Genomic DNA, 25,466 nt, shown 5'->3' on the forward strand with positions numbered 1-25,466 from the left:
CCGGAGTCTGAACCGTGACCGGCACGGCTCCGCTGCAGCTACCCCGCGGCCTGCGTCGTAGCGTTTCCCTGCGGCTTCACCACCGGGAAACTGCCGTGCGGTTCATCGTCCTCTTCAAAATGGTTGTAGGCCCTTCCGACAATCAGCGGATCCGGTGCATGCGCAATGGAGCTGTCCTTGTTCGGATATTCCACTGTGCTGAGCACATGGCGCATCGCTTCGAGCCGGGCGCGTTTCTTGTCATTGGACTTCACTGCGGTCCAGGGCGCATCTCCGGTGTCCGTGTAAAAGAACATGGCTTCCTTCGCCTCGGTGTACGCGTCCCACTTATCCAGGCTGGCCAAGTCTGTGGGGGAGAGCTTCCACTGCTTCACGGGATCCGTTTCCCGGGCAGCGAACCGGGCCAGCTGCTCCGCCCGGCCTACCGAGAACCACAGCTTGTGCAGCAGGGTGCCGGAATTGACGAGCATCCGTTCGAGCTCCGGAACCTCCCGCATAAACTCCAGGTACTGCGCCGGGGTGCAATACCCCATCACGCGTTCGACGCCGGCCCGGTTGTACCAGGAGCGGTCCATCATCACGATCTCTCCGCCGCTGGGCAGGGTGCGGATATACCGTTGGAAGTACCACTGGGTCTGCTCCTCGGAGGTGGGCTTCTCCAATGCCACCACGCGTGCACCGCGGGGATTCAGGTGCTCGTCGAACCGCTTGATCGCCCCGCCTTTTCCGGCGGCATCGCGGCCTTCGAAGATGATGAGCATTTTCTGCCCGGTTTCCTTGACCCAGAGCTGCATCTTCAGCAGTTCAATCTGGAGCCGGCGTTTCTGCCGGTCATAGGTGCGCCGGCTGAGCTTGGTGTCGTAGGGGTAGTTCTGGCGCCAGGCGTCGTCGTCGACCTTGATCTTGAGCTTTTTGCCCTTCGTTTTCAGTTCCTGCAGCTCGTCGAGTTCCTGCGCATAGTCCTCCGCGACCGCCACGCGCTGACCGTCCAGGCTTTGCTCATCCGCCGCGAGTCCGTTGGCTGCTGACGGTTGCCGGGCCGAAACTTCCTTGGTGCCGTTCTTACTGGTTGCCATGACATCTCCACTGCCGGTTGGGTTATCCGAACTTACGCGGCACTGCCTACTGATTGGAAGAGGGAACGGGTCTCTGTGTACGACGGCGGCGGGCAGCATGGTCGGCGCGCCTGAGCGGCAGGCGGTGCCATGCCGCAGATAATGGTTGGCGATGACTTCACTACGCACCAAAGCTCTGTCGCTCGTTGCCCTGCTCGCCCTCGGCGTAGTCGGCTGCACCCCCGCCACCGACACCGGCTCCGAACCAGCCCCGTCCTCCGCGACCCAACCCGCGACGGGGTCCACCGAACCCGCGAGCCCATCCGCTCCTGCCGAGCCCGCCGCCCCTGCCGAGCCCGCCGCAGCAGGCACCGCGCTGGACCAGTTGGCCGGCATCCCGATCAAGGGCCGCGCACCGAAGACCGGGTACGACCGCGAGCAGTTCGGTCCGGCCTGGGCCGATACGGATCACAACGGCTGCGACACCCGCAACGACATCCTCGCCCGCGACCTCGTGGACATTGTGTACAAGGATGGAACCCGGGAATGCGTGGTTGCCTCGGGCACCTTCCTGGATCCCTACACGGGAACCACCATTGCGTTTGTCCGCGGCAACACCACCAGCACCGCCGTCCAGATCGACCATGTGGTGGCCCTTTCCGATGCCTGGCAGAAGGGGGCGCAGCAGCTGTCCGCCGAGGAACGCCGGCAGCTGGCCAATGATCCGTTGAACCTCATGGCCGCCGACGGGCCCGCCAACGGCTCCAAGTCCGACGGCGACGCCGCCACCTGGCTGCCCGCCAACAAGGACTTCCGCTGCGAATATGTAGCCCGCCAGACTGCAGTCAAAGCCGAATACCGGCTGTGGATGACGCAGGCAGAGCATGACGCGATCGCTGCCGTCCTGTCCGGCTGCCCGGACGAGCCGGTTCCCGCGCGGGACGGCACCGTGCCTGCCGCAGCGGTTGCTGCAGCCGACGCCGCGCAGCCCGCACCTGCCGCACCTGCACCTGCCGCACCCGCACCCGCCGCTCCCGCGGTGGAACCCGCTCCCGCTGCACCCGCCGGAACCGTCTATGCGAACTGCACGGCGGTGAAGGCCGCGGGTGTGGCGCCGATCCGCCCGGGCGACGCCGGCTGGGATCCCAAGTTCGACCGGGACGGCGACGGCGTGGGCTGCACGTCCTAGGGCACGTAGGCCTTGGCCTCAAAGATCCACGGCTCCAGCGGGATCTGCGCGGGAGAGAATTCGGCCAGTGCTTCGCTGAGGTCTCCGGGCAGGCCCAGGGACCCGAGGATCAGGGCCCGGACGGCATCCGCATCCAGCCCCGCTGCGGCGAGGTCGGTGAGGGTGACGGCGCCGTCGCGCTTGGCCAGCCGCTGGCCAGCAGTGTTCAGCGCCAGCGGAACATGGGCGTAGCTGACCGGAGGGAACCCGAGGAGGGAACCGAGGTACGCCTGGCGGGGTGCCGAGCTGAGCAGGTCATCCCCGCGCACTACCTGGTCAATGCCCTGCAGTGCATCGTCGAGGACCACCGCAAGGTTGTAGGAGGGGACGCCGTCGTTGCGCAGCAGCACCAGGTCGTCCACCGCGGAGGTGTAGCTGCCGTGCAGCTCATCGGTCACGGTGAACTCGTTTACCTCCGTCCGCAGGCGCAGGGCGGCGGGGCGTTCGCGCCGTCGTCGGGCACGCTGCTCTTCGGTGAGGTTCCGGCAGGTACCGGGGTAGGCCCCGGGCGGCGCATGCGGGGCGGACGCCGCTTCCGCCACCTCGCGCCGGGTACAGAAGCATTCATACACGAGTCCGGCACTGCGCAGCCGGTCGATGGCGTCCAGATAGATTTCAGTGCGTTCGGTCTGGCGGATGATCTCGCCGTCCCAGTCCAGTCCGACGGCGGTTAGGTCGCGCAGCTGGGCCGCTTCGGCGCCGGAGCGCACCCGGTCAAGGTCCTCCATCCGCAGCAGGAACCGGCGGCCGGTGCTGCGGGCGAAGAGCCAGGCCAGCAGGGCGGTGCGCAGGTTTCCTACGTGCAGCTCACCGGTGGGACTGGGAGCGAAGCGGCCGGCGGCGGAGGAATGAGGCACAAGACCAGTCTATTCGGGTGCGGTGTTGTCCGCGGTGGCCTTCATTCTCCGGGCGTTGGGAGTTTTATTGCCCGGGCTGCAGAAGGGTTTTCGGCTGCGGACCGAGGGTGTCCGCAAGGCTGTGGCCGCACCCCGTGAAGGTGCCTAGCGTTGCACGCATGGGACTCATGGAGATCGAGGTTGCCCAGATGGAACACCGCCTGCGGGCAGCCGAGATGGAACAGCGGCACCGCCTCCGGCGAATCCTGCAGGAGCGGGAACAAGCGGACGGACCGGGGCGTGTCCAGACCGACTGGCCGCTGATCACGCTGCGCTTCGGGCGTTTCCAGGTGGCTCTGCTCCGTACCGTCTGGCTGCCGTCCGGACGGGTCCACCATTCACACGGGGCGTCCAGACTTCTTCCGGGGTAGCGGGAGTAGCGTTTTGAGCGAAGAGGCTACCGCCGCATTCCGTGCTGGGCGGAACGGCGGCCCCGGCTGGAGATCACATGACTGGTGGTTACGCGGGACACAGCGCAAACTCGGGCAGGAAGCGCACGACGACGGTGGGCGGGTCCCGGTGGACCATCCTGGTTGTTGGGCTGGTGATGCTGCTGCTCATCATTGCCCAAGGGGTGGCCACCGGGTTCACCGGCCTGTTGGGGTCGGCCGGCCTGATCGCTCTGTGCACCGGGCTGTACACGGTCCTGACCAACCGGCCGTCCTGGCTGGACCTGCCGAACCGGGTGCTCGGAGGCATCCTCGCTGTTGCAGGGCTGCTCGCCTCGGTGATCGCGACGGCGATCCACTGGGGATAGGGCAGCGGGCAGATCAGACCCGGCTTTCCGCTGCTCCCTGCGTTCCGTCGTCGTACGTTTCATCCGCCAGTTCCGCACGGACCAGGCCGTCGCCGCGGACCCACAGGCGGTAGGCGCCGAACAGGAGCGCGATCCATACTGCGCCCACAATCAAGGCGACGCGGGTGTCCGGCATGATGCCGAGCAGCACCACGATGAACACCATGAAAGCCAGCGCCGCATAGGACGCGGCCGGCCAGAACGGCACACCGAATTCCGAGGCCGGCAGGTTCCGGCGCTTGATTTCCCGCTTCATGGCGATGTGCGAGAGCAGGATCATCAGCCATACCCACACGGTCGCGAAGGTGGCGATGGACGCGATGATCGTGAACAGCGATTCGGGCAGCAGGGCGTTCAGCACGACGCCGACGAGCAGCACCACCGCCATGGTTGCCACGGTCATCCACGGCACCCCGTTCCGGGAAATCCGGGCGAACGACGCCGGCGCCTGGCCTTCCTGTGCGAGTCCGTAAAGGACGCGGCCGGCACCGAAGATGTCGGAGTTGATGGCCGAGATCGCTGCGGTGATGACCACGGCGTTGAGGATGTGCGCCGCGGCCGGGATGCCCAGGGTGTCGAAGATCTGCACAAACGGACTGGTTTCGCCGTTGATGTCCTGCCACGGGAAGATCATCATCAGGATGCCTAGGGCGCATACGTAGAAGAGCAGGATGCGGACCGGAACGGTGTTCACTGCCGCGGGGATGGCCTTCTTGGGGTTGTCCGCTTCGCCGGCGGTGATGCCGATGGTTTCAATGCCGCCGAAGGCAAACATCACAATCGAGAAGGACGCCAGCAGGCCCCAGAATCCGTTGGCGAAGAACCCTCCGGAACCCAGCATCGTATCCAGGCCGGGGTTCGCGGCGTCGGGCAGTCCGAACCCGAAGACTACGATGGCCGCACCGCCGACGATCATCGCGATGATCGCCGAGACCTTGATCAGTGAGAGCCAGAACTCGGTCTCGCCAAAGACCTTCACCCGCATCAGGTTCAGTGCGGCAATCAGCAGGATGACGGCGAGGATCCAGATCCAGCGCGGCACGTCTTCAAACCAGAAGCCCATATAGATGCCGAAGGCGGTGACGTCGGCAATCGCGACGATGGCCATCTCGAAGGCGAACGTCCAGCCCGTGATGAACCCGGCAAACGGGCCCAGATAGCGGCTGGCGTAGTGGCCGAACGAACCCGTTACCGGATGCCGGACTGCCATCTCGCCGAGGGCCCGCATAACCAGGAAGACAGCGGCGCCACCGATCATGTAGGCCAGCAGGACGGACGGTCCGGCGGACTGGATGGCCGATGCGGACCCGTAGAACAGGCCGGTGCCGATGGCCGAGCCGAGCGCCATGAAGCGGATGTGCCGGACATTCAGCCCGCGGGCCAATGCCTGGGTAAAGGAGGACTTCAAGAAAACGCACCTTGGAATGTGGGGGTAGGCCCAGTTCAGGGGCCAATCCATATTACGCCTGCTGGCGCCACCCGGATTTTGCGTTACGTCCCACGCCCCGGGCACTAAAGGGCAGGGTGAGCCATCTCATAGCTCCGTGGCGGGTCTGCGTGATCGATCTCATGGAGCCTCAATTGTTGAAGAATTAATCTTTAACTGTGCAAGCGGAAATGCACACACATGGGTACGTTGGGTGTATTCGGCGCTGATGAACGGTATTCGACGGTTATCCGTCATGAAGCTGTCCAGCGTCGCTGAACCGTGAAGATACCCCAACCTCCACCCCTGTTTGAAACAAGGAAGTTCAGCGCCACTGGGTCCTTCCCGGAGTCGAAGCGCGGGACCCCTGCAGACGTGGCGCATTCATGGGACTGTTTTCACGACACGGGGAGATTCAAATGGACAACAACACCACGTTCAAGCAATCCGCTCCCGACCGGCAACAGGACGAAGGGCCTGTTCCTGATGCTCCCCTCTCCGGTGGACCTGAACAGCCCGGCAAAGCTGTCGGCAACCCGGATGCCGGACGGGGCCTGGCCATCACGGCGCTGGTCATCGGGCTTGTGTCCCTGCTGCTGTGTTGGGTTCCCATCGTCAACAACCTCGTATTCCTCCTTGGCCTAATCGGACTGGGATTCGCTATCCCCGCGGTGGTGATTGCCGTCAGGAACAAGTCACGGTCCAAAGGGATGTCGATTGCGGGCCTCATCCTCGTGGTCCTGTCCCTGGTCGGGGTGGTGGCAACACAGGCCTATTACGGGCACGTCATCGATGAGGTCACGGAATCCGTTGGGGGCAGCGAGCAGCCCGCTGCAGACGACACCGCTGAGGCGGCCGATTCCAGCCACGCCGGGCAGACTGAGGCATTGGGAGAAACAGCACGGGTCGGGGAGTACAACGTCACCGTGACCGGTGTGGACACCAACGCCACCCAGGAGGTCTTGGCCGTCAACCCGCTCAACGATGATCCAGCGGGACAATATGTGCTGGTTGACCTGACGGTTGAGTACGTGGGCAATGAGGAAGGAGATCCCTGGGTGGATCTGGAAACCAAGTTCGTGGGAACCGATGCCAAGCAGTACGACTCGGCGACCGGGGTAGTGGTAGCGCTGCGTGACTACGACGTACCGACTCTGGAAAAGGGCGGCACTGCCCAATACCAGGTCTGCATGGACGTCCCGGCTGACGCGGTGTCCGGTGGAAAGGTCTTGGTCGAGCCGACCTTCTCTATGCAGGGCAACGACGGCGTGTACTGGGCCGTGCAGTAAACCTTCCCTTCCCTGCGCCAGCGGCGCGTACTAGTCGCCGGGGCTTCCATGATGGAGGCCCCGGCGACATAGGTTAAAAGACCCGGCTTAGGCCTGCTGCTCCGCCGGATAGCTGATCCGCGCCTCATGCGGAATCAGAGGCTTGTCCGCCCGGACCTTCATCTCCTGCACGGTCCAGGCGTTGCCGTCCGGATCCGCAAAGCTGAAGAAGGTTCCGCCGTCGCGCTCGTCAAAGACGGTGACGTCGCCAACCTCCACGCCGCGGTCCAGCAGTTCCTGCCGGGCAGCCCGCGCATTCGGCACCACCAGCTGCAGTCCGCGCAGGGAACCGGGCACCATGCCCTGCTGGGAGCCCGGATCCCCGAGCACAATCGAGCAGCCGGAGCCGGGCGGTGTCAGCTGCGCGAAGTCCATCTGGTCGGTGGACGTGCGGTGATCCAGGCGAAAGCCCACCTGGTCGCGGTAGAAAGCGATCGCCCGGTCCTGGTCACTGACCGGGACGATTATCACCTCAAGGGTCCAGTCCATGCTCAGCACCTACCTTCCTATCCGGACGGAGGCGAGCAGATCATCCAACTGGTTGTAGCCGTCAGACATGCCCTCTTCGATGCCGTTGCCCAGGAACTCGTCCCGGGATTCGACCGAGGGGTACAGGGAACGGCCGGTCACCCGGCTCCTGCCGTCGGGCAGTTCGGTGAAGGTGCTGTATTCGAGCGTCACCACGTCCGGATAGCCCTCGAATTCGAAGGTCTGCAGCAGAAACTCGTTCTCGCGCACCGTGTGGAACATGCCGTGGAAGGCATATTCCTCGCCGTCACCTGTGGACTGGACTACTCGGTAGGCACCGCCGGACCGGGGCTCGAACACGTCCATCCGAGTGGTCAGCTCCTCCGGGCCGATCCATTGGAGATACAGGTCCGGATCCGTGTGTCCCTGGAACACAGCGCTGACCGGGAAATCGAAGTCGCGTTGATATTCCAGGAAGGGTTCTCCCGCGGGGGCACTCAACGTCAGGGGATTTTTGCTCATCACGCGCCCCTTCCCTGCAGGGCCTCCGGCTGGAGCTGGGCGAGGAGCTCATCCATCCGGTCAAAGCCCTCGGAGACGCCGGACTCCATGCCGGAGGCCGCCATGCCGTCCCGTGCCTCCATCGAGGGGTAGACCGCGTGGGCGGTGATCCGGGTACGGCCGCCGTCGAGCGCCTCGAGCGTCATGAACTCCAAGCTGGTGACGTCGGGATAGCCGGAGAACTCGAAGGTCTGGATCGCGGATTCATTTTCCCGCACGGTGTGGAAAATGCCGCGGAATTCGTAGGGCACGCCCTCCGGCCCGGTATGGATATAGCTGTAGGAGCCTCCCGTGCGGAAATCGTAGTGGTTGATGTCCATCTTCATTCCCCGGGGCCCCAGCCACTGGACCAGCAGGTCCGGTTCGGCGTACGCCCGGAAGACCTGCTCCACGGGATAGTCCACCTCGCGGCTGAAATCGATGAAGGGGACACCCTCCGGGACGGTGAGCTGCAGTGCGTTGGTCATGATGAATCCTTTGCCTGCGGGCCGCCTTTCGCTGCGGCCTGTGCGTTGAGCACGGCGTCAAGGCTGCGGAACTGCTCCTCGCGGACCAGCCGGTACTGGCCGATCCAGGCGGTGAGTGCCTCCAACCGTGCGGGATTCAGGTGAACGGGCCGGCGCTGGGCGTCACGGCTGCGCGTGACCAGCTGCGCCTGCTCGAGGACCTGGATATGCTTCGAGATGGCCTGTTTGGAGATCTCGAAGGGTTCCGCCAGTTCGTTGACCGTGGCAGGGCCCCGGGAAAGCCGGGCGATGATCTGGCGGCGGGCCGGATCGGCCAGGGCCAGGAAGGCCTTGTCCAGAAGGGGTTCGTCGCTGTGGGAGTCCATGCGATTCGGTCAGCTTCTGTAGACGTGTAATCAAGGTACTGGTTGTTCAACCTTGCGGTTGATTACGAACGTACGACGGCGCCGGGGCCGGGTCAAGGGGTTTTCGGCAATTTCGGTCGGTGAGGGTGGGCGGGAACACCGCTAGGAGGGGCGTCCGGAGAGCCCGGAGGCGAGGACTCCGGTGCCGCAGGCGCCTCAGCAGCATCCGGGCGCAGGCCTCGTCTATGGTTTGTTGCTGATGTCGGCAGGCCGCGGTAGTCAGCGGTGTCCTCGGAGATCCTTCGTATCCGGAGGGCGCGGCGTGGAACGCCTTCGGACGAGGGGAGAACGGGCTGATGGTCGACTATGCCGTCAGCACGAGCCACCGGGCAATAACCCTGCACGGGGAGTGCTCCAGCCATCCGTCCATGCAGAACGACGTCTCCCGGAACGCACCCTAAGTCGTTACCCGGTCGGCACGATGTTGTGGTTCCGCCGGAAGAGGTTCTGCGGGTCGTAGGCGGTCTTCAGCGCGGTGAGCCGGGCCAGCTTGTCCGGGCCGTAGACGGACGGGGCGGTGCCCTGCGCCACCGGATCCTCGGCGCCCATGAAGTTCACGTACTGCGCGCCGGAGGAGAACGGCTCCACCGCCTTCGCCACCCCTCGGACAAAAGCCGTACGGGCGGCGTCGTCCGCCGGGTCCTGCCAGAAGCCGTAAATGTTCAGCCAATAGGGGGCATCCCTTGTGGGAAAGGCGGTGGCGTCGTCCGCCACCCGGCCGTAGGCGCCACCCAGATGGTGGATGTCAAAGCCGGTCCCGTGCCAGGTCTGCTCGCAGCCGGCGCGGACCAGGGCGTCGATGGCGGCGTCATCCAGCCGGTCGATGGAGGCGTTTTTCCAGTAGGCGCGTGAGCCTGGCGGGAAGGTTGAGTCCATGGCCGTCTGCCAGTCGGACCAGGGCACCGCTTCCACTGCTTCAATGTCAGGGGGAGCTGCCGCGGTAAGCTGCCGGATCAACGCGGCGCCGGCCTCCTGATCCGGGTCCGCCCAGGCGAGTCCGATCACCATCAGCGGCTGGTCTCCCATGTCCCATTCCTCGATCGGTACCAGGCAGCTGATGATGGTGGTCATTTCATCGGGCAGGCCGGCCGCCCACGCGTCATAGGCGCGCAGCGCAGAGCGCCAGTGCATATTGCCGTACGCCAGGTTCCCGGTGAGGACCTGCGGGGGCAGCGGATGCGCCTGGAAGGTAAAATACGACACGACACCGAAGTTCCCGCCGCCGCCGCGAAGCCCCCAGAACAGTTCCGAGTGATCATCGGCGGATGCGTGGACCTCCTCGCCGCCGGGGGTGACGACGTCGGCAGCCTCCAGGTTGTCGATGCTCAGTCCATGCGCGCGGGTCAGCCAGCCGACACCACCGCCGAGGGTCAGCCCGGCCACCCCCGTGCCGGAAACGACGCCCATGGGAACGGCCAGGCCGTAGGGTTCGGTGGCGGCGTCGACATCGCCCATGGTGGCTCCCGCCTGCACCGTAACGGTGCCGCTGTCCGCGTCTACGCTGACGTCCCGCAGGCCACCCATATCCAGCACGACGCCGTCGGCGACCGTGCCGTTGCCGGCGACATTGTGCCCTCCGCCGCGGACCGCCAGCGGCAGGTCCCACTGCTGCGCAAAGGCGAGGACCGCGGCAATATCCTCGACGGAAGCAACGCGCACCACCATCGCCGGCAGGACGTCGATCATGCCGTTCCAGACGCGGCGGGCGTCGTCGTAAGTCTCGTCCTGGGGCAGGACAACGGAACCGGACAGGGAAGTCCGCAGGGCTGCGACGGCGTCAGGGGAGAGTTCGGGGACCATGCGGCCCACCACCTTTGGGCGGCACACCGCCGGACGCCGGGATGGTGTCCGGTCCTTTGGTTTTCCTGCCGCGCTTGGGAAGAATTCTTCGCCTGGTACGGCGGGGAATCAAGGGCGGCCCCCAACCTTAGGGTGGGTCGCCGGGCTAATCCGCGCCTCCCGCAACCGATACCGCGAACCTTGGTTGTCCCTTCCCATCCCGCCCCATAGCGTCCTTCCTGCACTCGCACCGCCGTCCCGCCACCCGGAACGGCACGTCAGCTGCACGGGCCGCCCGTCGGGGAGGGGCCAACCCGTTCTGCGAACTCTCGCATCTTTGCCGGATGCGGCAACTGACACCGCTGCGCCCCTGGGGGTGAACGCGGCCCAGTATGAGGGAACCGCCATGCATCAACGAAAGAAATCAGTACGACTCGGGCTGGCGTCGCTTGCGGCGATGCTGGTTGCCGGAAGCCTTTATCCCGCCGGTGCCGCTGCGGCACCCTTAACACCCGAAACCCGGGTGGCGCTCCCGTCCCAGGCGCCGCCGGGCATGCCGTGGATGGACCCGGAACTGACGCCGGATGAGCGGGCGGACCTGGTGGTCGCCGTGATGACCTTGGAACAAAAGGTGACCTACCTGATCCAAAGCGGCGGGCCGGGACTGCCGGAACTAGGCCTGCCGCCCATCCGCAGCAAGGACGGCTGCTGCGGACTCGCCCTGGAAACCCAGGACACCACGGCGCTGCCGGCCGGAGTGGGACTTGCGTCCTCCTTCAGTCCGGAACTCGCCCAGGCCTACGGCGCCGTGGGCGGAGAAGAAGCCCGGGCGACCGGCTACAACGCCATCGCCGGCCCCACCATGGACCTGGTCCGGACGCCCTTCAACGGGCGGATGTGGGAAGACCTCGGCGAGGACCCGATGCTGAGCGGCGACATTGCCGCGGGGCAGGTCCAAGGGGAGCAGAGCGCGGACATCTCGGCGCTTCCCAAGCACTACAACCTGAACAATTTTGAGACCCGCCGCGGGCACGTGAATGTCCTGGTGGACGAGCGGACCCTGCAGGAGACCTACACCCGACCCTGGGAAACCATGGTGAGCGAGGGTGATCCCGGCGCCATTATGTGCTCTTTCAACCGGGTGAACGGGCCGTTCGCCTGCGGCAATGACACGCTGCTCAACCAGATCCTCAAGGGCCAGCTGGGTTTCCCGGGATTCGTCTCCTCGGACTTCAACGCCGCCCACAGTCTCGAGGACTACGCGGCGGGGCTCGACGTCGCCGGGCCGGGCCTCGAATTCTCCGGGCCCGCGCTCCTGGCGGCGGTGCAGAACGGCCAGGTCTCCGAGGAACGGGTGACTGACGCCGCCCGCCGGGTGGCCCGCACCATGTTCGCCAAGGGCATCGTGGATGACCCGCCGGTCGGCTCCTTCATCAACCCGCAGCCGGCCGACCCGCCGGTGCCCGCGGAAATGCTCGACGAGCACGCCGCGGTGGCGGAACAGGCCGCCCTGGAAGCGGCGGTGCTTTTGAAGAACGAGGACAGGACGCTGCCGCTGGACGACGACGCCGGCTCCGTGGCGGTCATCGGTTCCGACGCCGATTGGTACATCGACGGCGGCGGCAGCGGTGCGATTCCCAACCCCGCCCGGCTGACCACCATCCTGGACGGGATCACCGCGCGGGCTGCCGGATCAGCCGTCGAGTGGGCACCCGGTACGGATCCGGTGTCCCTGGGCGACACGATTCCCGGCCCGCCGCCGGTTCCCAGCGGAGTGCTGACGGACGTGTCCGCGAGCTACTGGACCGGGATCAATACCTTCGAAGGCGAACCGGCGCTGGCCCGGGATGAGCTGCAGGTGAATCTGCGGACCGGCATCTCGGCCGATACCATCAACACCTCCCAGGTACCGGGGATCGGGGCGCAGCTGGCATCCCAGCCGATTTCCGTTCGTTGGACCGGCACCCTGGCGGCTCCGACCACGGGAAGCTACACCCTGTCCCTGACCCATCTGGGCACCGCCCGGCTGTTCCTGGATGACCAGGAAGTCATCACCGGACCGGCGGCGCCCTTCGGCACCCAGGAAGTGACCGTGGACCTGACCGCCGGACAGAACGTGGCCGTGCGGATCGACTACACCACGGACGCGCCGAACCAGTTCAACGGCGGACTCAATGACCAGCCCGGGGCCATGATGCGTTTCGGCTGGACGCCGCCGGAGGATGTCCTGCCGCCGGCCATGGCCGAAGCGGTGGCTCTCGCCGCCGAGTCCGAAGTGGCCGTGATCGTGGCGCGGGACTACACCGGGGAGGCCGCTGACCGCGGGTCGCTGGTGCTTCCGCAGGACCAGGACCGGCTCATTTCGGCGGTCTCGGCAGTGAACCCGAATACCGTCGTCGTACTGGCGACGAGCGGTCCGGTGACTATGCCGTGGATCGAGGACGTCCCGTCGGTGATGGAAATCTGGTACCCCGGGCAGGCACAGGGAACGTCGACGGCGGCGCTGCTGTTCGGCGACGCGAACCCGTCCGGCAAGCTGCCGGTCACCTTCCCGGCCAGCGATGAGCAGGCCGTCCAGGTGGCACCGCCTAACCCGTTCTCGCTCATTGAGATCGTGGACCCCGAGGTGCCCTACGTTGAGGGTGTGTTTGTGGGCTACAAGGGCTACCTCGAGCAGGGGCTGACACCACTGTTCCCCTTCGGACACGGCCTGTCCTACACCAAGTTCGACTACGGGAAACTGCGGACCACGCACAAGGTGGACGCCTCCGATCCGGAGGCAGCGGTTTCGGTGCGGGTATGGAACACGGGGCACTACACCGGTGAAGAAACACTGCAGGTGTACGTGGGCAACCTGCCCACCGATGTTCCGACGCCGGACCTGCAGCTCGCCGGGTACGGCAGCGTGACGCTCGCGCCGGGGGAGTCGGACCGGGTGGAGATCGAACTGGATCCGCGGTCGCTGCAGTACTGGGACGAGACGGAGAGCGCGTGGGTAACCCCCACCGGGGAGGTCCCTATCTATGTGGGCCGCTCGGTGGAGGATCTCCGGCTGGCCGGAAGTCTCTACGTCAGTGACAGGCACGGCGGCCATCACGGCCACCACGGACACCACGGCCATCCGAGCCACCACGCTGGCTGGGGCGGCGGAGGGCACGGGGGAGGCCGCGGCTAGGATCGGTTACCGCTGAACCCCAACTGGAAAGCAAAGGGCCTCCCGGAACGACTATTCGTCGTCCGGGAGGCCCTTAACTTTTTGATGCGGTGCGCCTCTAGCAGGGCTTCCAGGATTTGCCGCCGGGCGCGTAGCAACGCGGTCCGGTGTAGCCCGGGTACGGGTTGGTCTGCGCAGGGGGCGCCACATACTGCGGTGCAGGTGCCGGTGCCGCCGCCCGCCGGTTTGCTTCCGCCTGGGCCGCAGCCTGCCGGTCCGCTTCGGCCTGGGCCGCTATCCGGTTTGCCTCAGCCTGTTCCGCCGCGATCCGTTCTTCTTCAGCCGCGGCCTGGCGCTGAGCTTCCTCCGCGGCTAGGCGCTCCTCATCCAGGGCAACCAGCGTTTCATGCTGCGAATGGATTTTGGTTTTCGCCGCCGCAGCACGGCCCATAAGTGAAGCCCGCTCCGTCTCGGAAAGCGCAGCCCAGACCATCGATTCGCCGGCCTTGGACGCGGCTTCAAGGGCGTCGAAGCCCTCGTCTACGGTTTTCGCGACAGCGTAGGCAGCGGTTACGGCCGCAGCGATCCCTGCCGAGGTGCCATTGGAGACGGCCTCCTCGGCGGCGTCTTCAAGCGCGCTGACCTGGGCAGGCACAGTGCACTCAACCTCCGGGCTGAACAGCCCGGCCTGATTGTCCCGCGCTTCTTCGTAGGCTGCGTCCACGGGAGGGCGGAACTTGGCGTTCGGCTCGTAGGTCACGGGAATACCGAAACCGTGGCGGGCCACCTCTGCGTTCATAAGGCGGTCATCGGCGTCGTACACCCCGGCGAGGGTGCGTCCGTAGCGGTCCTCACGCTCGACGTCGAACTCCAAAGTGACCGTGCTGCCGGGAGGCAGGGCCTCCTCCAGGAAGGTTGTTGCTTCCGGACCCAGGCACTCGACAGCCTTGTCGGGATCCTTGGTTTCCGGAGTGTCCACGTTGAGCAGACGGACGGTGAGTTCCTCGTTCTCGAAGTCGACCACGAGGGTGTCGCCGTCAATGACGCGGACGACTTCCGCTGTGTTCGACTTATCCGCGGTCGATGCCGAGGAGCATCCCACCGCCGAAGCTGCAACGACGACGGCCGCGGCTGCGGCCAGCGCTGCTTTGCTGCTGATCATTAATTTTTCCCCAACTGTTGAAACTATCCCTCAGAACCTATCGGCCGGGGGTTGTTCACCCGGTAGGGGAGCCGAAGTGTTTTGGGTCACCTGAACGACGAGTGCCAGGCGTTTCGGAAGGTGCCGTCGTTACAGTTTCGGTGCTTCCGAATCGCCGAAAGCGGGGCAATCCGGGGGCTGTAACTGAAACAATAGGGAAGGCGGCTTACTGGTTACTTGTTCGATGCCGCCCGTACCACCAGAGTCTCGTGCCCAGGAATGGAGCCCCCCAAGTGTCACCCGAATCAGCCCAGCCGTTTGAAGTTTCCGAAACGGACCGCGTCACCGTCTACGGTGCGAAGAACTTTCCCGAGGTGGCCGGGCTGCTGCCGGACTCCGCGTTCCTCGCCGAGGATGACGGGCGCTTCCCGGCCGACGTCGTGCTGCTGTTCGTAGCTTCCGCGGCCGATCTGGCACATGAACTGGCCAAGGCGGCCGCCGCCGTTGAGCCCGGCGGATCCCTCTGGGTCTGCTATCCGACGGCGGAGGTCGACGGCGGCGCGCCGGACCTGAACCGGGACACCGTGGCTTCCCTCGTGGAAACGAATGACTGGGAGCCGGTGGGCGACGCCGTGCTCAGCAGCGAGTGGTCTGCCGTGCGCGGGCGGCCCGCGGGGAAGTAAACGGGGCAGCCGGACCGCGTAGCTTCGCTGCGAAATATCGCTGCGGAATTAGGTCCGGCGGGTTCCGCAGGGATGGAGGTCGGCGCATACTCGGGAGCATCCGATCCGTCACCCGTAAGGAGACAACCATGTCCACCCTGATGAACCCCTACCTCAGCTTCCGGGACAACGCCGCCGAAGCGATGGCGTTCTACCAGGACGTTTTCGGAGGAACGCTGGAAAGCTCCACCTTCGGTGACATGAACATGGCCGAGGATCCGTCCGAGGCAAACAAGATCATGCACTCCTCCCTGACCACTGACAACGGCCTGGTGTTAATGGCTTCGGACACGCCGAACAGCATGAATATGGACCAGGGCAGCAGCTACTCCATCTCCCTCAGCGGTGATAACGGGGAGGAGCTGCGCGGGTACTGGGACAAACTGCTCGACGGCGGCCAGATGACCATGCCGCTGGAAAAGGCGCCGTGGGGAGATATGTTCGGCATGCTGACCGACCGGTTCGGAACCAGCTGGATGATCAGCATTGAGACTGAGGACTCTAGCCGCTGAACCGCCTCCAGCCCCTGGGCCGCCCGGCACTTTGAGCCGCCGCCTTCACAGCGGCGGCTCAGCTGCTGTCTCCGCCGGACTGCGTCGCCGCCCACTCCGCGACCCGGCGGGCGCTCTCCTCTTCGGAAAGGTCCTCCACCCGGGACATCACCGACCAGCGGACCCCGAACGGGTCACGGATACTGGCGAAGCGGTCTCCCGAGACGAAGGTCGTCAGTGGTTCGCGGATAACGGCGCCGGCCGCCACCGCCCGGGAGACGGTCTGGTCCGCATCGGCACAGTAGAGCCCGAGCGAGTAGCAGTCGTTGTCCCCTTCCGGCGGAAGCACCAACCCGAAAGCGGGATTGGGCTCGCCCAGCTGCAGCCGGCCCAGGCCGAAGTCCAGATCGACGTGCACCACCGTGCCGTCCATCTCGGTCACGTCCATTACCCGGGCCCCGAACACGTCGCGGTAAAACGCAATGGCGTTTCGGGCATCCGGTACGGCCAGGAACGGGGTCAGGGTGGTGGCACCGTGCGGAATCCCGCCGGTGGTGTGTTGTCCGGTGAGGCCGGTGATGGTTTCGTCTGAAGCAGTGTTGTCTATGAATGTCATGCTGCAAAGCTAGGCAGCAGCAGTAGGGCGGCGCTTGAAGATTCGCGACAATACGATTCACGACCGCCGGCAGCAGCCGAATAACCGGAGAAATGAGCAGGCTATGGAGGACCAGTGGCGCGGGCTGCTTTATCCCGCCCGGCTGCCTGCCTTTCACCGGCTGCTCCCGCCGGACGCCCTCCGGGACCGCTTGCGGTGGGTCTGGATTCCGGAATGGGACCTGGCACCCGGCAAGGTCTCCCGGCAGGAGGTCCTGCCGTTCCCGGCGTTGAACCTGGTGGTGCAGCCGGAGGGTGTCAGCCTGTCCGGTCCCACCACGCGGCGCACCTTCCGCGACTTGGCGGGGCGGGGCTGGGCCGTCGGAATGCTGCTGCGTCCCGCCGCCGTACCGGTCTTCACTGATGACCCGGGCAGCCTCCGCGACGCGGAAATCCCGTTCCACGCGCCGGACCTGCACGCCGCGGTGACCGCGGCCATGAGCTGCGGCACCGCGAATAATGACGCCGACGGCGCCTGCTGCCGGGAGCGCGCTGCGGCGGCGGTAGCCGAGTGGCTGGCGGCCCGGGTCCCGCTACCTACCGCCGAAGCCGAGGCGGCCAACCGCTTGGAGGACCTGATCCAATCCGACCGGGAGCTGACCCGGGTTGACCAGGCCGCCGACCAGCTCGGCGTCTCCGTCCGGACCCTCCAGCGCCTGGCGCGCCGGTTTGTGGGTCTGCCGCCCCTGGCAATGATCCGCCGCTACCGGCTGCAGGAGGCTGCGGAACGGCTGCGCGACAACACCGAACTCTCCATTGCCGATGTTGCCGCCGATCTCGGTTACGCCGACCAGGCACATCTGGCCAACGCGTTCCGGGAAGTCCTGGGCTTCACGCCCAGCGGGTACCGGCACTCCGCGTCCCGGGAATAAGGGAGCGCCCAGGCGTGCGGCGGTGCGGACGCCGCCGGCCGGCCACCTTCGACCGGCCGGCGGCGCCCGCGGTGGGCCGCACCCAGTGACGGTGCGGCGGCGCGAGTGTATTGGGGACGGTATGGGCGCGGGGCACGGGCGTCAATACGGGATGGCCGGGGTGCTGCCTGCGGGGAACATTTCGGTCGGAGCCGGGTTCCCGATCCCGCGGAATTCGATGCGGTAACTTTTCGAGTTTCTATTGTGATGGATGCCACTTCGGGATATGTTGTCTTCGCCTACAAATTGTTGATGCCATGCGTCGACAGGGCGCTACAGCGTTGTATCCGCTCGATCCAGCCTGCAGCGGACCCGTGGCCGTTCCGCCGACAGCGGGCGGAACGGCTCCGCACCGGCAGGATCCTTTTCGAAGGTTTTGCAGCATGACCAGAATCAAAAATGTCTCGGCCGTCTTCCTGGCCGTTGGCCTGGCGGCAGGCATGTCGGCCTGTGCGCCCGCGGGCTCCAATACAGACGGTGACGGGGAAGCCAGCTCCTGCAACGTCGGGATCTCCATGCCCACGCGCAGCCTCGAACGCTGGATCAATGACGGCGAGGGGCTCAAGGAAAAACTTGAAGCCCAGGACTGCACCGTTGACCTCCAGTACGCGGATGACAAGACCGACCAGCAGATCAGCCAGATCCAGAACCAGGTCGCCGGCGGCGCCAAGATCCTTGTGGTCGCGGCCATCGACGGCGAAACTCTCGGCCCGGCGCTCGAGGACGCGAAGGACCAGGACGTACAGGTCATCGCCTATGACCGCCTGATCAACGGCACCGACGCCGTGGACTACTACGCCACGTTCGACAACTACAAGGTGGGCCAGCTCCAGGGCGAGTTCATCGAAGAGCAGCTCGGCCTGGCCGAGGGCAAGGGCCCGTTCAACCTCGAGCCCTTCGCCGGCAGCCCCGACGACAACAACGCCACGTTCTTCTTTTCCGGCGCATGGGACGTCCTGCTTCCCTACGTGGAAAGCGGCCAGCTGGTGGTTCCCTCCGGCAAGTCCCCGGCGAGCAATGACGAGTGGACGTCCATCGGCATCCTCGGCTGGCAGTCCGCCGATGCACAGGCGGAAATGGACAACCGGCTTCAGTCCTTCTACACCGGAGGCGAGAAAGTCGACGTCGTACTCTCCCCGAATGACAGCCTGGCGCTGGGCATCGAGGCCTCGCTGAATTCCGCCGGATATGAGCCGGGCTCGGACTGGCCGCTCATCACCGGCCAGGACGCCGACGTCGCAAACGTCAAGGCCATGCTGGCAGACCAGCAGTCCATGACCGTTTGGAAGGACACCCGCGAGCTCGGCACCCAGGTGGAGAGCATGATCATGGCCCTCGTTGACGGCGAGGACGTGGAGGTCAACGACACCGAGACCTACAACAACGAGGTCAAGGTGGTCCCCACCTACATCCTCGATCCGCAGGTGGTCACTAAGGAGACCGTCCAGTCCGCCCTGGTGGACTCCGGGTTCATGGAAGCCGGCGACGTCGGTCTCTGATCCCCGGGCGTTACTTTCGACGGGCGAAAGCAGCGGCGTGCGACGGCGGAAAACCGCCGCACGCCGCTGCCGCCTGTATTGAAGCTACTGAAGCGAGAACCACATGACTGACGTCATCCTGTCCATGGACGGCATAGTGAAGGAGTTCAACGGCATCCGGGCCCTCGACGAGGTCTCGGTCAGTGTTGAACGCGGCGAAGTGCACGCGATCTGCGGCGAAAACGGCGCCGGCAAATCCACCCTGATGAAGGTGCTCAGCGGGGTCTATCCACACAACAGCTTTGCCGGGACCATCACCCTCGACGGCAAGCCCGTCAACTACAGCTCGATCAACGACAGCGAGCGCGACGGCATCGTGATCATCCACCAGGAGCTGGCCCTGAGCCCGTTCCTGTCCATTGCCGAGAACATTTTCCTCGGCAACGAGGTGGCCCGCGGCGGGGTGATCGACTGGAACCAGACCAACCTGCAGGCCGCGGCACTGCTGAAACGCGTGGGCCTGGATGAAAATCCGGCCACGAAGATCCTTGAACTCGGTGTGGGTAAACAGCAGTTGGTGGAGATTGCCAAGGCACTGTCCAAAGAGGTGAAGATCCTGATCCTCGATGAGCCCACCGCAGCGCTGAACGACGACGACTCCGCCCACCTGCTGGGCCTGATCGACCAGCTGCGCGGCCAGGGGATCACCTCGATCATCATTTCCCACAAGCTCAAGGAAATCCGCTCGATCGCCGATACCGTCACGGTGATCCGCGACGGGCGCACCATCGAAGATTTCCCGGTGGAGGACACCGACGAGATTGAAACCCGGATCATCCGTGCCATGGTCGGACGCCCGCTGGACCACCAGTTCCCGCCCCGCGAAACGGACATCGGCGAGGAGAAGTTCCGGGTGGAAGGCTGGACGGTGCACCACCCGGTGGATCCGGACCGCGTGGTGGTGAAGGACGCGTCCTTCAACGTCCGGGCCGGGGAGATTATCGGGTTCGCCGGCCTGATGGGTGCCGGCCGCACGGAGTTGGCCATGAGCATCTTCGGCCGCTCCTACGGCACCGGGATTTCCGGGCGGGTCTTCAAGGACGGCGTCGAAATCGGCACCCGTACCGTGGGTGAGGCAATCCGCAACGGCCTTGCCTACGTCAGCGAGGACCGCAAGCGCTACGGCTTGAACCTGATCGGCAACGTGGCCGTCAACGTCTCCGCCGCCGCACTGGGGAAGCTGGCCCGGCTGGGCGTGATTGACCGGCACCGGGAATACGCCGTGGCGGACGAGTACCGGCAGCGGATGAACATCCGCACGCCCAGCGTCACGTCCACCGTCGGCAACCTCTCGGGCGGAAACCAGCAGAAAGTAGTCCTCAGCAAGTGGATCTACTCCGGCCCGGACGTGCTGATCCTTGACGAACCCACCCGCGGGATCGACGTCGGCGCCAAGTACGAAATTTACGGAATCATCAACGAGATGGCGGCCCAGGGCAAAGCCGTAATCGTCATCTCCAGCGAACTGCCCGAACTGATCGGGCTCTGCGACCGCATCTACACCATCGCCGAGGGCCGGCTCACCGCGGAAGTGGACCGCGCCGACGCCACCCAGGAAGAACTGATGCGCCACATGACCGCTGCCAGGACCCAAGGAGTACAAGTCCAGTGACCACCACGACCCCAGAACAGGCGAAGGCACCGCTGCCGCCGCAAGCCGCAGCTGCGAAGACGCGCCGCCGGATAGACCTGCGCCAATACGGCATCCTGGCCGCACTTGTTGTGATCATCCTGCTGTTCCAGGTGCTCACCGGCGGCCGGCTGCTCTATCCGGGCAACGTCAGCAACCTCATCCAGCAAAACGCGTATGTGCTGATCCTGGCCATCGGCATGGTCATGGTGATCATTGCCGGACACATTGACCTGTCCGTCGGCTCCGTGGTGGCCGCGGTGGGCGCCATTGCCGCCCTGGCCATGAACGACTGGGGGATGCCCTGGTGGGCGGCCGTAGTGCTTTCACTGGTGGCCGGTGCGCTGATCGGAGCCTGGCAGGGCTTCTGGGTGGCGTTTGTGGGGATCCCCGCCTTCATCGTTACCCTCGCCGGCATGCTCGTCTTCCGCGGCGTGGCCCTGGTCCTGCTGACCGGCGGCACGGTCAGCGGCCTGCCGCGGCCGTTCAACGCCATCGGCTCCGGCGCCCTGCCCTCCACCGGCACTCCGGACCTGCTGACCCTGGGCATCGGCGCGCTGGCATCGATTGCCCTGGTGGTGCAGCAGCTGAAGGGCCGCGCGGACCTGCGCCGGCTCGACCTGCCGCGGGAACGGACGGGCTCGTTCGTGTTCAAGAACGCCGTAGCCGTGTTCGCCATCATGTACCTCTGCTACCTGCTGGCCTACAGCCGCGGACTGCCGATCATCCTGATCATCCTGGCCGGGTTGGTGCTGGCCTACTCGTTCCTGCTGGGCCGCACAGTGTTCGGCCGGCACATCTACGCGATGGGTGGAAACCTGAACGCCGCCATGATGTCCGGCGTGAAGACCCAGTGGGTGAACTTCCTGGTGTTCGTGAACATGGGCTTCCTGGCTGGACTTGCCGCCGTGGTCAGCACCGCCCGGGCCGGCGGAGCCGTGGCTTCGGCCGGCGGCGGGTTTGAGCTGGACGCCATTGCCGCCGTGTTCATCGGCGGCGCCTCGGTACAGGGCGGCGTGGGCACCGTGGTGGGCGCCGTGATCGGCGGCCTGGTGATGGGCGTGCTGAACCAGGGCCTGTCCATCCTGTCCGTCGATGCGGCATGGCAGCAGATCATCAAGGGGCTGGTGCTGCTGGCAGCCGTCGTGTTCGGACTCAGCCGGAAGCGCAACGCCCGGTAGGGTTCCGCTCGCTTCACGGCAACTAACGACGACGGCGGCCACCTCCCGAAGGAGGAGGCCGCCGTCGTCGTTTCCGGGCCTACCGCGATGAAAACGCAGCGTCGAACGCCGCAGCGGGCGGATCCATCGCCAGCGAGCGGACGAAGGCCAGTGCCTCCGGTGCTCCGACGAGCCGGTCCATTCCGGCATCCTCCCATTCCACCGAGATCGGGCCGGCGTAGCCGATGCTGTTGAGCATCCGGAAGGCGTCTTCCCACGGCACGTCGCCGTGGCCGGTGGACACGAAGTCCCAGCCGCGCCGCGGATCGGCCCAGGGCAGGTGCGAGCCGAGCCGGCCGTTGCGGCCGTTGGTCATCCGCTTCTTCGTGTCCTTGCAGTCCACATGGTAGATCCGGTCCTGGAAGTCCCAGAGGAACGCCACCGGGTCCAGGTCCTGCCAGACAAAGTGGCTCGGGTCCCAGTTCAGGCCGAACGCGGGCCGGTGCCCGATGGCCTCCATCGCGCGCCGCGTCGTCCAGTAGTCGTAGGCAATTTCGCTGGGATGGACCTCATGGGCAAAGCGCACGCCCACCTCGTCGAACACGTCCAGGATCGGATTCCACCGGTCGGCAAAGTCCTGGTACCCGGCGTCGATCGCTTCCGCCGAGACCGGCGGGAACATGGCTACGTATTTCCAGATGGATGAACCGGTAAAGCCGATCACGGTGTCCACCCCGAGGGCCGCGGCGAGCCGTGCGGTGTGCTTCATTTCCTCGGCGGCTCGGCGCCGGACGCCCTCCGGATTGCCGTCGCCCCAGACCGCGTCGGACACCATGTCCCGGTGCCGCTGATCAATCGGATCGTCGCAGACCGCCTGCCCCTTGAGGTGGTTGGAAATGGCGAACACCTTCAGGTGGTACTTCTCCAGGATGTCGCGGCGGCTTTGCACGTACTCCTCGTCATCCCACCGCCAGGGGTCCAGATGGTCGCCCCAGCAGGCGATTTCCAGCCCGTCGTACCCCCAGCCGGAGGCAAGCCGGGCCACTTCTTCAAGGGGCAGGTCGGCCCACTGGCCGGTAAACAGAGTGACTGGTCGGGACATGACGGGCTCCTTTGCCTGCGTGGACGGGGGGATGGTGAGTCGGGACGGGACGGTCAGCGCACGGGCAGCCAGACGCTGGATTTAGCGGCGCTGCGGGACACGGCGTCGAGGACTTCCTGGACCTGCAGGCCGTCGGCGAACGACGGCGCGGGCGCGGTTCCGGCGGCGATGGCCTCCACGAAGTCCTTCGCCTGGTGCACGAAGCCGTGTTCATAGCCGAGCGAATGGCCGGCCGGCCACCACGCGGAGACGTACGGGTGGTCCGGTTCGGTCACCATGATGCGGGTGAACCCCTGCCGGTCCGGCGGAACCGTGTAATCCATGAAGCCCAGGAAGTTCAGGTCCTCCAGATCGAAGCTGATGGCACCTTTGCTGCCGGAGACTTCCAGCCGGAACGCGTTCTTGCGGCCGGTGGCCATCCGGCTGGCTTCAAAGGACCCGAGCACACCGTCCTCGAAGCGGCCGAGGAACAGCGCGACGTCGTCGACCGTCACCGGACCGCGGGGGCCGGCGTCGTTGCCCGAACCAGCGCCGCCTCCGCCCAGGCCCGTGCCCCGCTGGTCCGCTTCGGGCACCGGGCGGGTGGGGACCAGGGTGGCAAGGGTGCCGCTGACCTCGGCCAGCGGCACCCCGGTGATGTACTGGGCCAGGTCAATGGCGTGCGCGCCCAGGTCCCCGAGGGCACCGGATCCCGCTTCGTCCTGCTGCAGCCGCCAGGTCAGCGGGGAGTCCTCGTCCACCAGCCAGTCCTGCAGGTACACGGCCCGCACCTGCCGGACCGTACCGATCGCACCGGCGGCCACGAGGTTCCGGGCGTGGGTGGTGGCGGGCAGCCGCCGATAGGTGAAGCCCACCATCGCTTTGACGCCCCGGGCCTCGGCGCGGGCGGCGGCGTCGGCCATCGCCTGCGCCTCTTCCACCGTGTTGGCCAGCGGCTTTTCGCAGAGCACGTGCTTGCCGGCGTCGAGCGCTGCGATGGCGATCTCGGCATGGGAGGCACCGGGCGTCACGATGTCCACGACGTCGATGTCCTCCCGGGTGACCGCCTCCCGCCAGTCGGTGGCGGACTCGGCCCAGCCCCATTTGCGGGCGGCGGCGGAGGTCCGGTCCGCGTCCCGGCCGACCAGCAGGTCCATCCGCGGCTGCAGGGGCAGGTCGAAGAACCGGGGCGCCACCCGCCAGGCCTGCGAGTGGGCCGCCCCCATAAAGCCGTGGCCCACCAGTGCCGCCCTCAGCGGCTTCTTGTCCTGCATGTTTTCTCCTTAGTGCTGTGCTGATTGCGCGGGTGCCCGGCCGCCCGGCCCGCGTTCGGACCGCCCGGTCAGGACTCGAAGGCGGTAGGCAGGTATTCCTCGACGTTTTCGCTGGTGACCACCGGGGCGTTGAGGACCACGCGGTTGGGCACCTCGATCTCGACCAGGTCGCTCATGGCCTTGTCCTGCGCCAGCAGCCGGGCGAGCCGGATGCCGTCCGCGGCCTGGGTATGCGGATAGATGATGGTCGCCTGCAGGACGCTGTCCCCGGACTGGATTTCCCGCATGGCGTTCGCGGAGCCGGCGCCGCCCACCATGATGAACTCGTCCCGCCCGGCGGCGTCGATGGCGGCCAGGACGCCGATGCCCTGATCGTCGTCGTGGTTCCACAGCGCGTCGATTTCCGGTGCGGCCGAGAGCAGCTGGGACGTTGCGGCCTCGCCGCCCTGGACGGTGAAGTCCGCGGACACCCGGTTGTTGACCTCGAGCCCGCAGCCGGCGAGGGCGTCCTTGAAGCCTTCGCTGCGGTCCTGGGTGAGCGGCAGGGCGTCGATGCCGGCAATTTCGGCCACCACGGCGTCGGGCTGGTCGCCCACCTGCTCGCAGATGAAGGTACCGGCGCTGACGCCCATGCCGTAGTTGTCGCCGAGGACGGTGGCACGGGCGGCGAAGGGACTGGAGAACTCACGGTCCACGTTGATCACGGGGATGCCCGCCTCCATGGCGCGGATGGCGACGTCGGTGAGGGCAGCGCCGTCGGTGGGCAGCAGGACAATGGCGTCCACCTGGTCATTGATGAACTGCTCCACCTGGCTGATCTGCAGGTTCGCGTCATTGGTTCCTTCGGCCACCCGCAGGTCGATGTCCGGGTATTTCTCGGCTTCGGCGGTGGCGGCGGAGTTGATGGCGCCCAGCCAGCCGTGGTCCGCGGCCGGTCCGGAGAACCCGATGACCACGGTCTCGCCCTCGGACTGGTTGCCTTCCACGGAGTTGTTGGTCGGTTCGGCATTGGTGTCCTCGCCTGCAGTGCAGCCGGTGAGGGCAAGCCCGCCGGCGGCGAAGAAGGCCGCAGCGGTGATGATCTTCCCGCGCATGCGTGGTGCGTGCATGGTTCTCTCCTCTGTAAGTGGGGCGCTGAGGCGAGTCCGCACCCCATCGGAACCAGCCAGCGCACTGCACATCGTCGTGACATGCGTCACAGTAACAGAAGTCCGACGATAAAGCGCCAACATACTACTGATGATCGACATAAGTGTGTAAGCTCCGTGCCATGACAGCATCGGGAGCATCTGCCGCCCCTCC

General features: G+C 66.0%; 24 protein-coding genes. 11 read left to right on the forward strand and 13 right to left on the reverse strand.

From position 1 onward, the window contains the following. Window positions 1-38: 38 nt before the first annotated feature. Entirely contained in the window at window positions 39-1,076 is a 1,038-nt protein-coding gene (ppk2, locus tag N2L00_RS02985) for a polyphosphate kinase 2 (protein ID WP_255766744.1), read from the reverse strand. A gap of 151 nt (window positions 1,077-1,227) precedes the next feature. On the opposite strand from ppk2, the gene N2L00_RS02990 reads away from it, so the two are divergent. Next, the gene (locus tag N2L00_RS02990; RefSeq protein WP_255863803.1) at window positions 1,228-2,244 is read left to right on the forward strand and encodes a DUF1524 domain-containing protein; all 1,017 of its coding nucleotides are present in this window, start codon (window positions 1,228-1,230) and stop codon (window positions 2,242-2,244) included. Here N2L00_RS02990 and gluQRS read toward each other — a convergent pair. Beyond that, window positions 2,241-3,140, reverse strand: a complete 900-nt coding sequence (gluQRS, locus tag N2L00_RS02995; RefSeq protein WP_255863804.1) for a tRNA glutamyl-Q(34) synthetase GluQRS — start codon at window positions 3,138-3,140, stop codon at window positions 2,241-2,243. The genes N2L00_RS02990 and gluQRS overlap by 4 nt on opposite strands. 158 nt (window positions 3,141-3,298) lie before the next feature. On the opposite strand from gluQRS, the gene N2L00_RS03000 reads away from it, so the two are divergent. Beyond that, a complete protein-coding gene (locus N2L00_RS03000) occupies window positions 3,299-3,550 on the forward strand; it encodes a hypothetical protein (RefSeq protein WP_255766747.1) in 252 nt (83 codons plus the stop codon). 77 nt (window positions 3,551-3,627) lie between these two features. Then, window positions 3,628-3,936 (forward strand): hypothetical protein, encoded by a 309-nt coding sequence (locus N2L00_RS03005; RefSeq protein WP_255766748.1) that lies wholly within the window; start codon window positions 3,628-3,630, stop codon window positions 3,934-3,936. 13 nt (window positions 3,937-3,949) lie between these two features. Here N2L00_RS03005 and N2L00_RS03010 read toward each other — a convergent pair whose 3' ends face one another. Further along, on the reverse strand, window positions 3,950-5,323 hold the full coding sequence (locus N2L00_RS03010; protein ID WP_255767240.1) for an amino acid permease: 1,374 nt from the start codon (window positions 5,321-5,323) through the stop codon (window positions 3,950-3,952). Between the two features lie 497 nt (window positions 5,324-5,820). Here N2L00_RS03010 and N2L00_RS03015 point away from each other — a divergent pair, with 497 nt between their 5' ends. Then, entirely contained in the window at window positions 5,821-6,690 is an 870-nt protein-coding gene (locus tag N2L00_RS03015) for a DUF4352 domain-containing protein (protein WP_255863805.1), read from the forward strand. An 87-nt stretch (window positions 6,691-6,777) separates the two neighbouring features. On the opposite strand, the gene N2L00_RS03020 is transcribed toward N2L00_RS03015, so the two are convergent. From N2L00_RS03020 to N2L00_RS03040, 5 genes are all read right to left on the reverse strand, one after another. Then, window positions 6,778-7,218 carry a VOC family protein gene (locus N2L00_RS03020; RefSeq protein ID WP_255863806.1) on the reverse strand — a complete coding sequence of 147 codons (441 nt, stop codon included), beginning with the start codon at window positions 7,216-7,218 and terminating at the stop codon, window positions 6,778-6,780. Between the two features lie 9 nt (window positions 7,219-7,227). Then, the gene (locus N2L00_RS03025; protein WP_255863807.1) at window positions 7,228-7,719 is read right to left on the reverse strand and encodes an SRPBCC family protein; all 492 of its coding nucleotides are present in this window, start codon (window positions 7,717-7,719) and stop codon (window positions 7,228-7,230) included. Continuing rightward, entirely contained in the window at window positions 7,719-8,225 is a 507-nt protein-coding gene (locus tag N2L00_RS03030; RefSeq protein WP_255766752.1) for an SRPBCC family protein, read from the reverse strand. Before N2L00_RS03030 ends, N2L00_RS03025 begins: the two co-directional genes overlap by 1 nt. Further along, window positions 8,222-8,590: a helix-turn-helix transcriptional regulator gene (locus tag N2L00_RS03035; protein WP_255863808.1), complete on the reverse strand. Its 369-nt coding sequence runs from the start codon at window positions 8,588-8,590 to the stop codon at window positions 8,222-8,224. Before N2L00_RS03035 ends, N2L00_RS03030 begins: the two co-directional genes overlap by 4 nt. A gap of 444 nt (window positions 8,591-9,034) precedes the next feature. After that, window positions 9,035-10,429: an FAD-binding oxidoreductase gene (locus N2L00_RS03040; protein WP_255863809.1), complete on the reverse strand. Its 1,395-nt coding sequence runs from the start codon at window positions 10,427-10,429 to the stop codon at window positions 9,035-9,037. A gap of 385 nt (window positions 10,430-10,814) precedes the next feature. Between N2L00_RS03040 and N2L00_RS03045 the strand changes: the two genes are divergently transcribed. Next, a complete protein-coding gene (locus N2L00_RS03045) occupies window positions 10,815-13,583 on the forward strand; it encodes a glycoside hydrolase family 3 protein (protein ID WP_255863810.1) in 2,769 nt (922 codons plus the stop codon). 97 nt (window positions 13,584-13,680) lie between these two features. On the opposite strand, the gene N2L00_RS03050 is transcribed toward N2L00_RS03045, so the two are convergent. Continuing rightward, window positions 13,681-14,724 (reverse strand): thermonuclease family protein, encoded by a 1,044-nt coding sequence (locus N2L00_RS03050; protein WP_255863811.1) that lies wholly within the window; start codon window positions 14,722-14,724, stop codon window positions 13,681-13,683. Between the two features lie 272 nt (window positions 14,725-14,996). On the opposite strand from N2L00_RS03050, the gene N2L00_RS03055 reads away from it, so the two are divergent. Both N2L00_RS03055 and N2L00_RS03060 read left to right on the forward strand, forming a co-directional pair. Further along, a complete protein-coding gene (locus N2L00_RS03055) occupies window positions 14,997-15,386 on the forward strand; it encodes a hypothetical protein (RefSeq protein WP_255863812.1) in 390 nt (129 codons plus the stop codon). A 128-nt stretch (window positions 15,387-15,514) separates the two neighbouring features. Next, entirely contained in the window at window positions 15,515-15,937 is a 423-nt protein-coding gene (locus N2L00_RS03060) for a VOC family protein (protein WP_255766757.1), read from the forward strand. Window positions 15,938-15,995: 58 nt separating this feature from the next. Here N2L00_RS03060 and N2L00_RS03065 read toward each other — a convergent pair whose 3' ends face one another. Continuing rightward, window positions 15,996-16,532: a glyoxalase/bleomycin resistance/extradiol dioxygenase family protein gene (locus N2L00_RS03065; protein ID WP_255863813.1), complete on the reverse strand. Its 537-nt coding sequence runs from the start codon at window positions 16,530-16,532 to the stop codon at window positions 15,996-15,998. A gap of 103 nt (window positions 16,533-16,635) precedes the next feature. Here N2L00_RS03065 and N2L00_RS03070 point away from each other — a divergent pair, with 103 nt between their 5' ends. From N2L00_RS03070 to mmsB, 4 genes are all read left to right on the forward strand, one after another. Next, window positions 16,636-17,442 carry a helix-turn-helix domain-containing protein gene (locus tag N2L00_RS03070; RefSeq protein WP_255863814.1) on the forward strand — a complete coding sequence of 269 codons (807 nt, stop codon included), beginning with the start codon at window positions 16,636-16,638 and terminating at the stop codon, window positions 17,440-17,442. Between the two features lie 422 nt (window positions 17,443-17,864). Further along, entirely contained in the window at window positions 17,865-18,980 is a 1,116-nt protein-coding gene (gene chvE / locus N2L00_RS03075; protein ID WP_255863815.1) for a multiple monosaccharide ABC transporter substrate-binding protein, read from the forward strand. Window positions 18,981-19,083: 103 nt separating this feature from the next. Continuing rightward, entirely contained in the window at window positions 19,084-20,631 is a 1,548-nt protein-coding gene (mmsA, locus tag N2L00_RS03080; protein WP_255863816.1) for a multiple monosaccharide ABC transporter ATP-binding protein, read from the forward strand. Next, on the forward strand, window positions 20,628-21,830 hold the full coding sequence (gene mmsB / locus N2L00_RS03085; protein ID WP_370647042.1) for a multiple monosaccharide ABC transporter permease: 1,203 nt from the start codon (window positions 20,628-20,630) through the stop codon (window positions 21,828-21,830). The genes mmsA and mmsB overlap by 4 nt, the downstream gene beginning before the upstream one ends. A 79-nt stretch (window positions 21,831-21,909) precedes the next feature. Here the strand turns inward: mmsB and N2L00_RS03090 are convergent, their stop codons facing one another. From N2L00_RS03090 to N2L00_RS03100, 3 genes are all read right to left on the reverse strand, one after another. Then, the gene (locus N2L00_RS03090; protein ID WP_255863817.1) at window positions 21,910-22,911 is read right to left on the reverse strand and encodes a sugar phosphate isomerase/epimerase; all 1,002 of its coding nucleotides are present in this window, start codon (window positions 22,909-22,911) and stop codon (window positions 21,910-21,912) included. Between the two features lie 53 nt (window positions 22,912-22,964). Beyond that, window positions 22,965-24,164 carry a Gfo/Idh/MocA family protein gene (locus tag N2L00_RS03095; RefSeq protein ID WP_255863818.1) on the reverse strand — a complete coding sequence of 400 codons (1,200 nt, stop codon included), beginning with the start codon at window positions 24,162-24,164 and terminating at the stop codon, window positions 22,965-22,967. A 68-nt stretch (window positions 24,165-24,232) separates the two neighbouring features. Next, the gene (locus N2L00_RS03100; protein ID WP_255766764.1) at window positions 24,233-25,273 is read right to left on the reverse strand and encodes a substrate-binding domain-containing protein; all 1,041 of its coding nucleotides are present in this window, start codon (window positions 25,271-25,273) and stop codon (window positions 24,233-24,235) included. Window positions 25,274-25,466: the final 193 nt, after the last annotated feature.

It is taken from the genome of Arthrobacter sp. zg-Y1171 (assembly GCF_025244845.1).
Lineage (GTDB): Bacteria > Actinomycetota > Actinomycetes > Actinomycetales > Micrococcaceae > Arthrobacter_B.

Coding starts and splice junctions, on each gene's coding strand:
- chvE (WP_255863815.1), top strand. CDS start 17,865: ATGACCAGAATCAAAAATGTCTCGGCCGTCTTCCTGGCCGTTGGCCTG.
- N2L00_RS03005 (WP_255766748.1), top strand. CDS start 3,628: ATGACTGGTGGTTACGCGGGACACAGCGCAAACTCGGGCAGGAAGCGC.
- N2L00_RS03070 (WP_255863814.1), top strand. CDS start 16,636: ATGGAGGACCAGTGGCGCGGGCTGCTTTATCCCGCCCGGCTGCCTGCC.
- ppk2 (WP_255766744.1), bottom strand. CDS start 1,076: ATGGCAACCAGTAAGAACGGCACCAAGGAAGTTTCGGCCCGGCAACCG.
- N2L00_RS03095 (WP_255863818.1), bottom strand. CDS start 24,164: ATGCAGGACAAGAAGCCGCTGAGGGCGGCACTGGTGGGCCACGGCTTT.
- N2L00_RS03050 (WP_255863811.1), bottom strand. CDS start 14,724: ATGATCAGCAGCAAAGCAGCGCTGGCCGCAGCCGCGGCCGTCGTCGTT.
- N2L00_RS03065 (WP_255863813.1), bottom strand. CDS start 16,532: ATGACATTCATAGACAACACTGCTTCAGACGAAACCATCACCGGCCTC.
- N2L00_RS03000 (WP_255766747.1), top strand. CDS start 3,299: ATGGGACTCATGGAGATCGAGGTTGCCCAGATGGAACACCGCCTGCGG.
- N2L00_RS03100 (WP_255766764.1), bottom strand. CDS start 25,273: ATGCACGCACCACGCATGCGCGGGAAGATCATCACCGCTGCGGCCTTC.
- N2L00_RS03030 (WP_255766752.1), bottom strand. CDS start 8,225: ATGACCAACGCACTGCAGCTCACCGTCCCGGAGGGTGTCCCCTTCATC.
- N2L00_RS03060 (WP_255766757.1), top strand. CDS start 15,515: ATGTCCACCCTGATGAACCCCTACCTCAGCTTCCGGGACAACGCCGCC.
- mmsA (WP_255863816.1), top strand. CDS start 19,084: ATGACTGACGTCATCCTGTCCATGGACGGCATAGTGAAGGAGTTCAAC.
- N2L00_RS03045 (WP_255863810.1), top strand. CDS start 10,815: ATGCATCAACGAAAGAAATCAGTACGACTCGGGCTGGCGTCGCTTGCG.
- N2L00_RS03025 (WP_255863807.1), bottom strand. CDS start 7,719: ATGAGCAAAAATCCCCTGACGTTGAGTGCCCCCGCGGGAGAACCCTTC.
- N2L00_RS03040 (WP_255863809.1), bottom strand. CDS start 10,429: ATGGTCCCCGAACTCTCCCCTGACGCCGTCGCAGCCCTGCGGACTTCC.
- N2L00_RS02990 (WP_255863803.1), top strand. CDS start 1,228: ATGACTTCACTACGCACCAAAGCTCTGTCGCTCGTTGCCCTGCTCGCC.
- N2L00_RS03090 (WP_255863817.1), bottom strand. CDS start 22,911: ATGTCCCGACCAGTCACTCTGTTTACCGGCCAGTGGGCCGACCTGCCC.
- N2L00_RS03020 (WP_255863806.1), bottom strand. CDS start 7,218: ATGGACTGGACCCTTGAGGTGATAATCGTCCCGGTCAGTGACCAGGAC.
- N2L00_RS03010 (WP_255767240.1), bottom strand. CDS start 5,323: ATGGCGCTCGGCTCGGCCATCGGCACCGGCCTGTTCTACGGGTCCGCA.
- N2L00_RS03035 (WP_255863808.1), bottom strand. CDS start 8,590: ATGGACTCCCACAGCGACGAACCCCTTCTGGACAAGGCCTTCCTGGCC.
- N2L00_RS03015 (WP_255863805.1), top strand. CDS start 5,821: ATGGACAACAACACCACGTTCAAGCAATCCGCTCCCGACCGGCAACAG.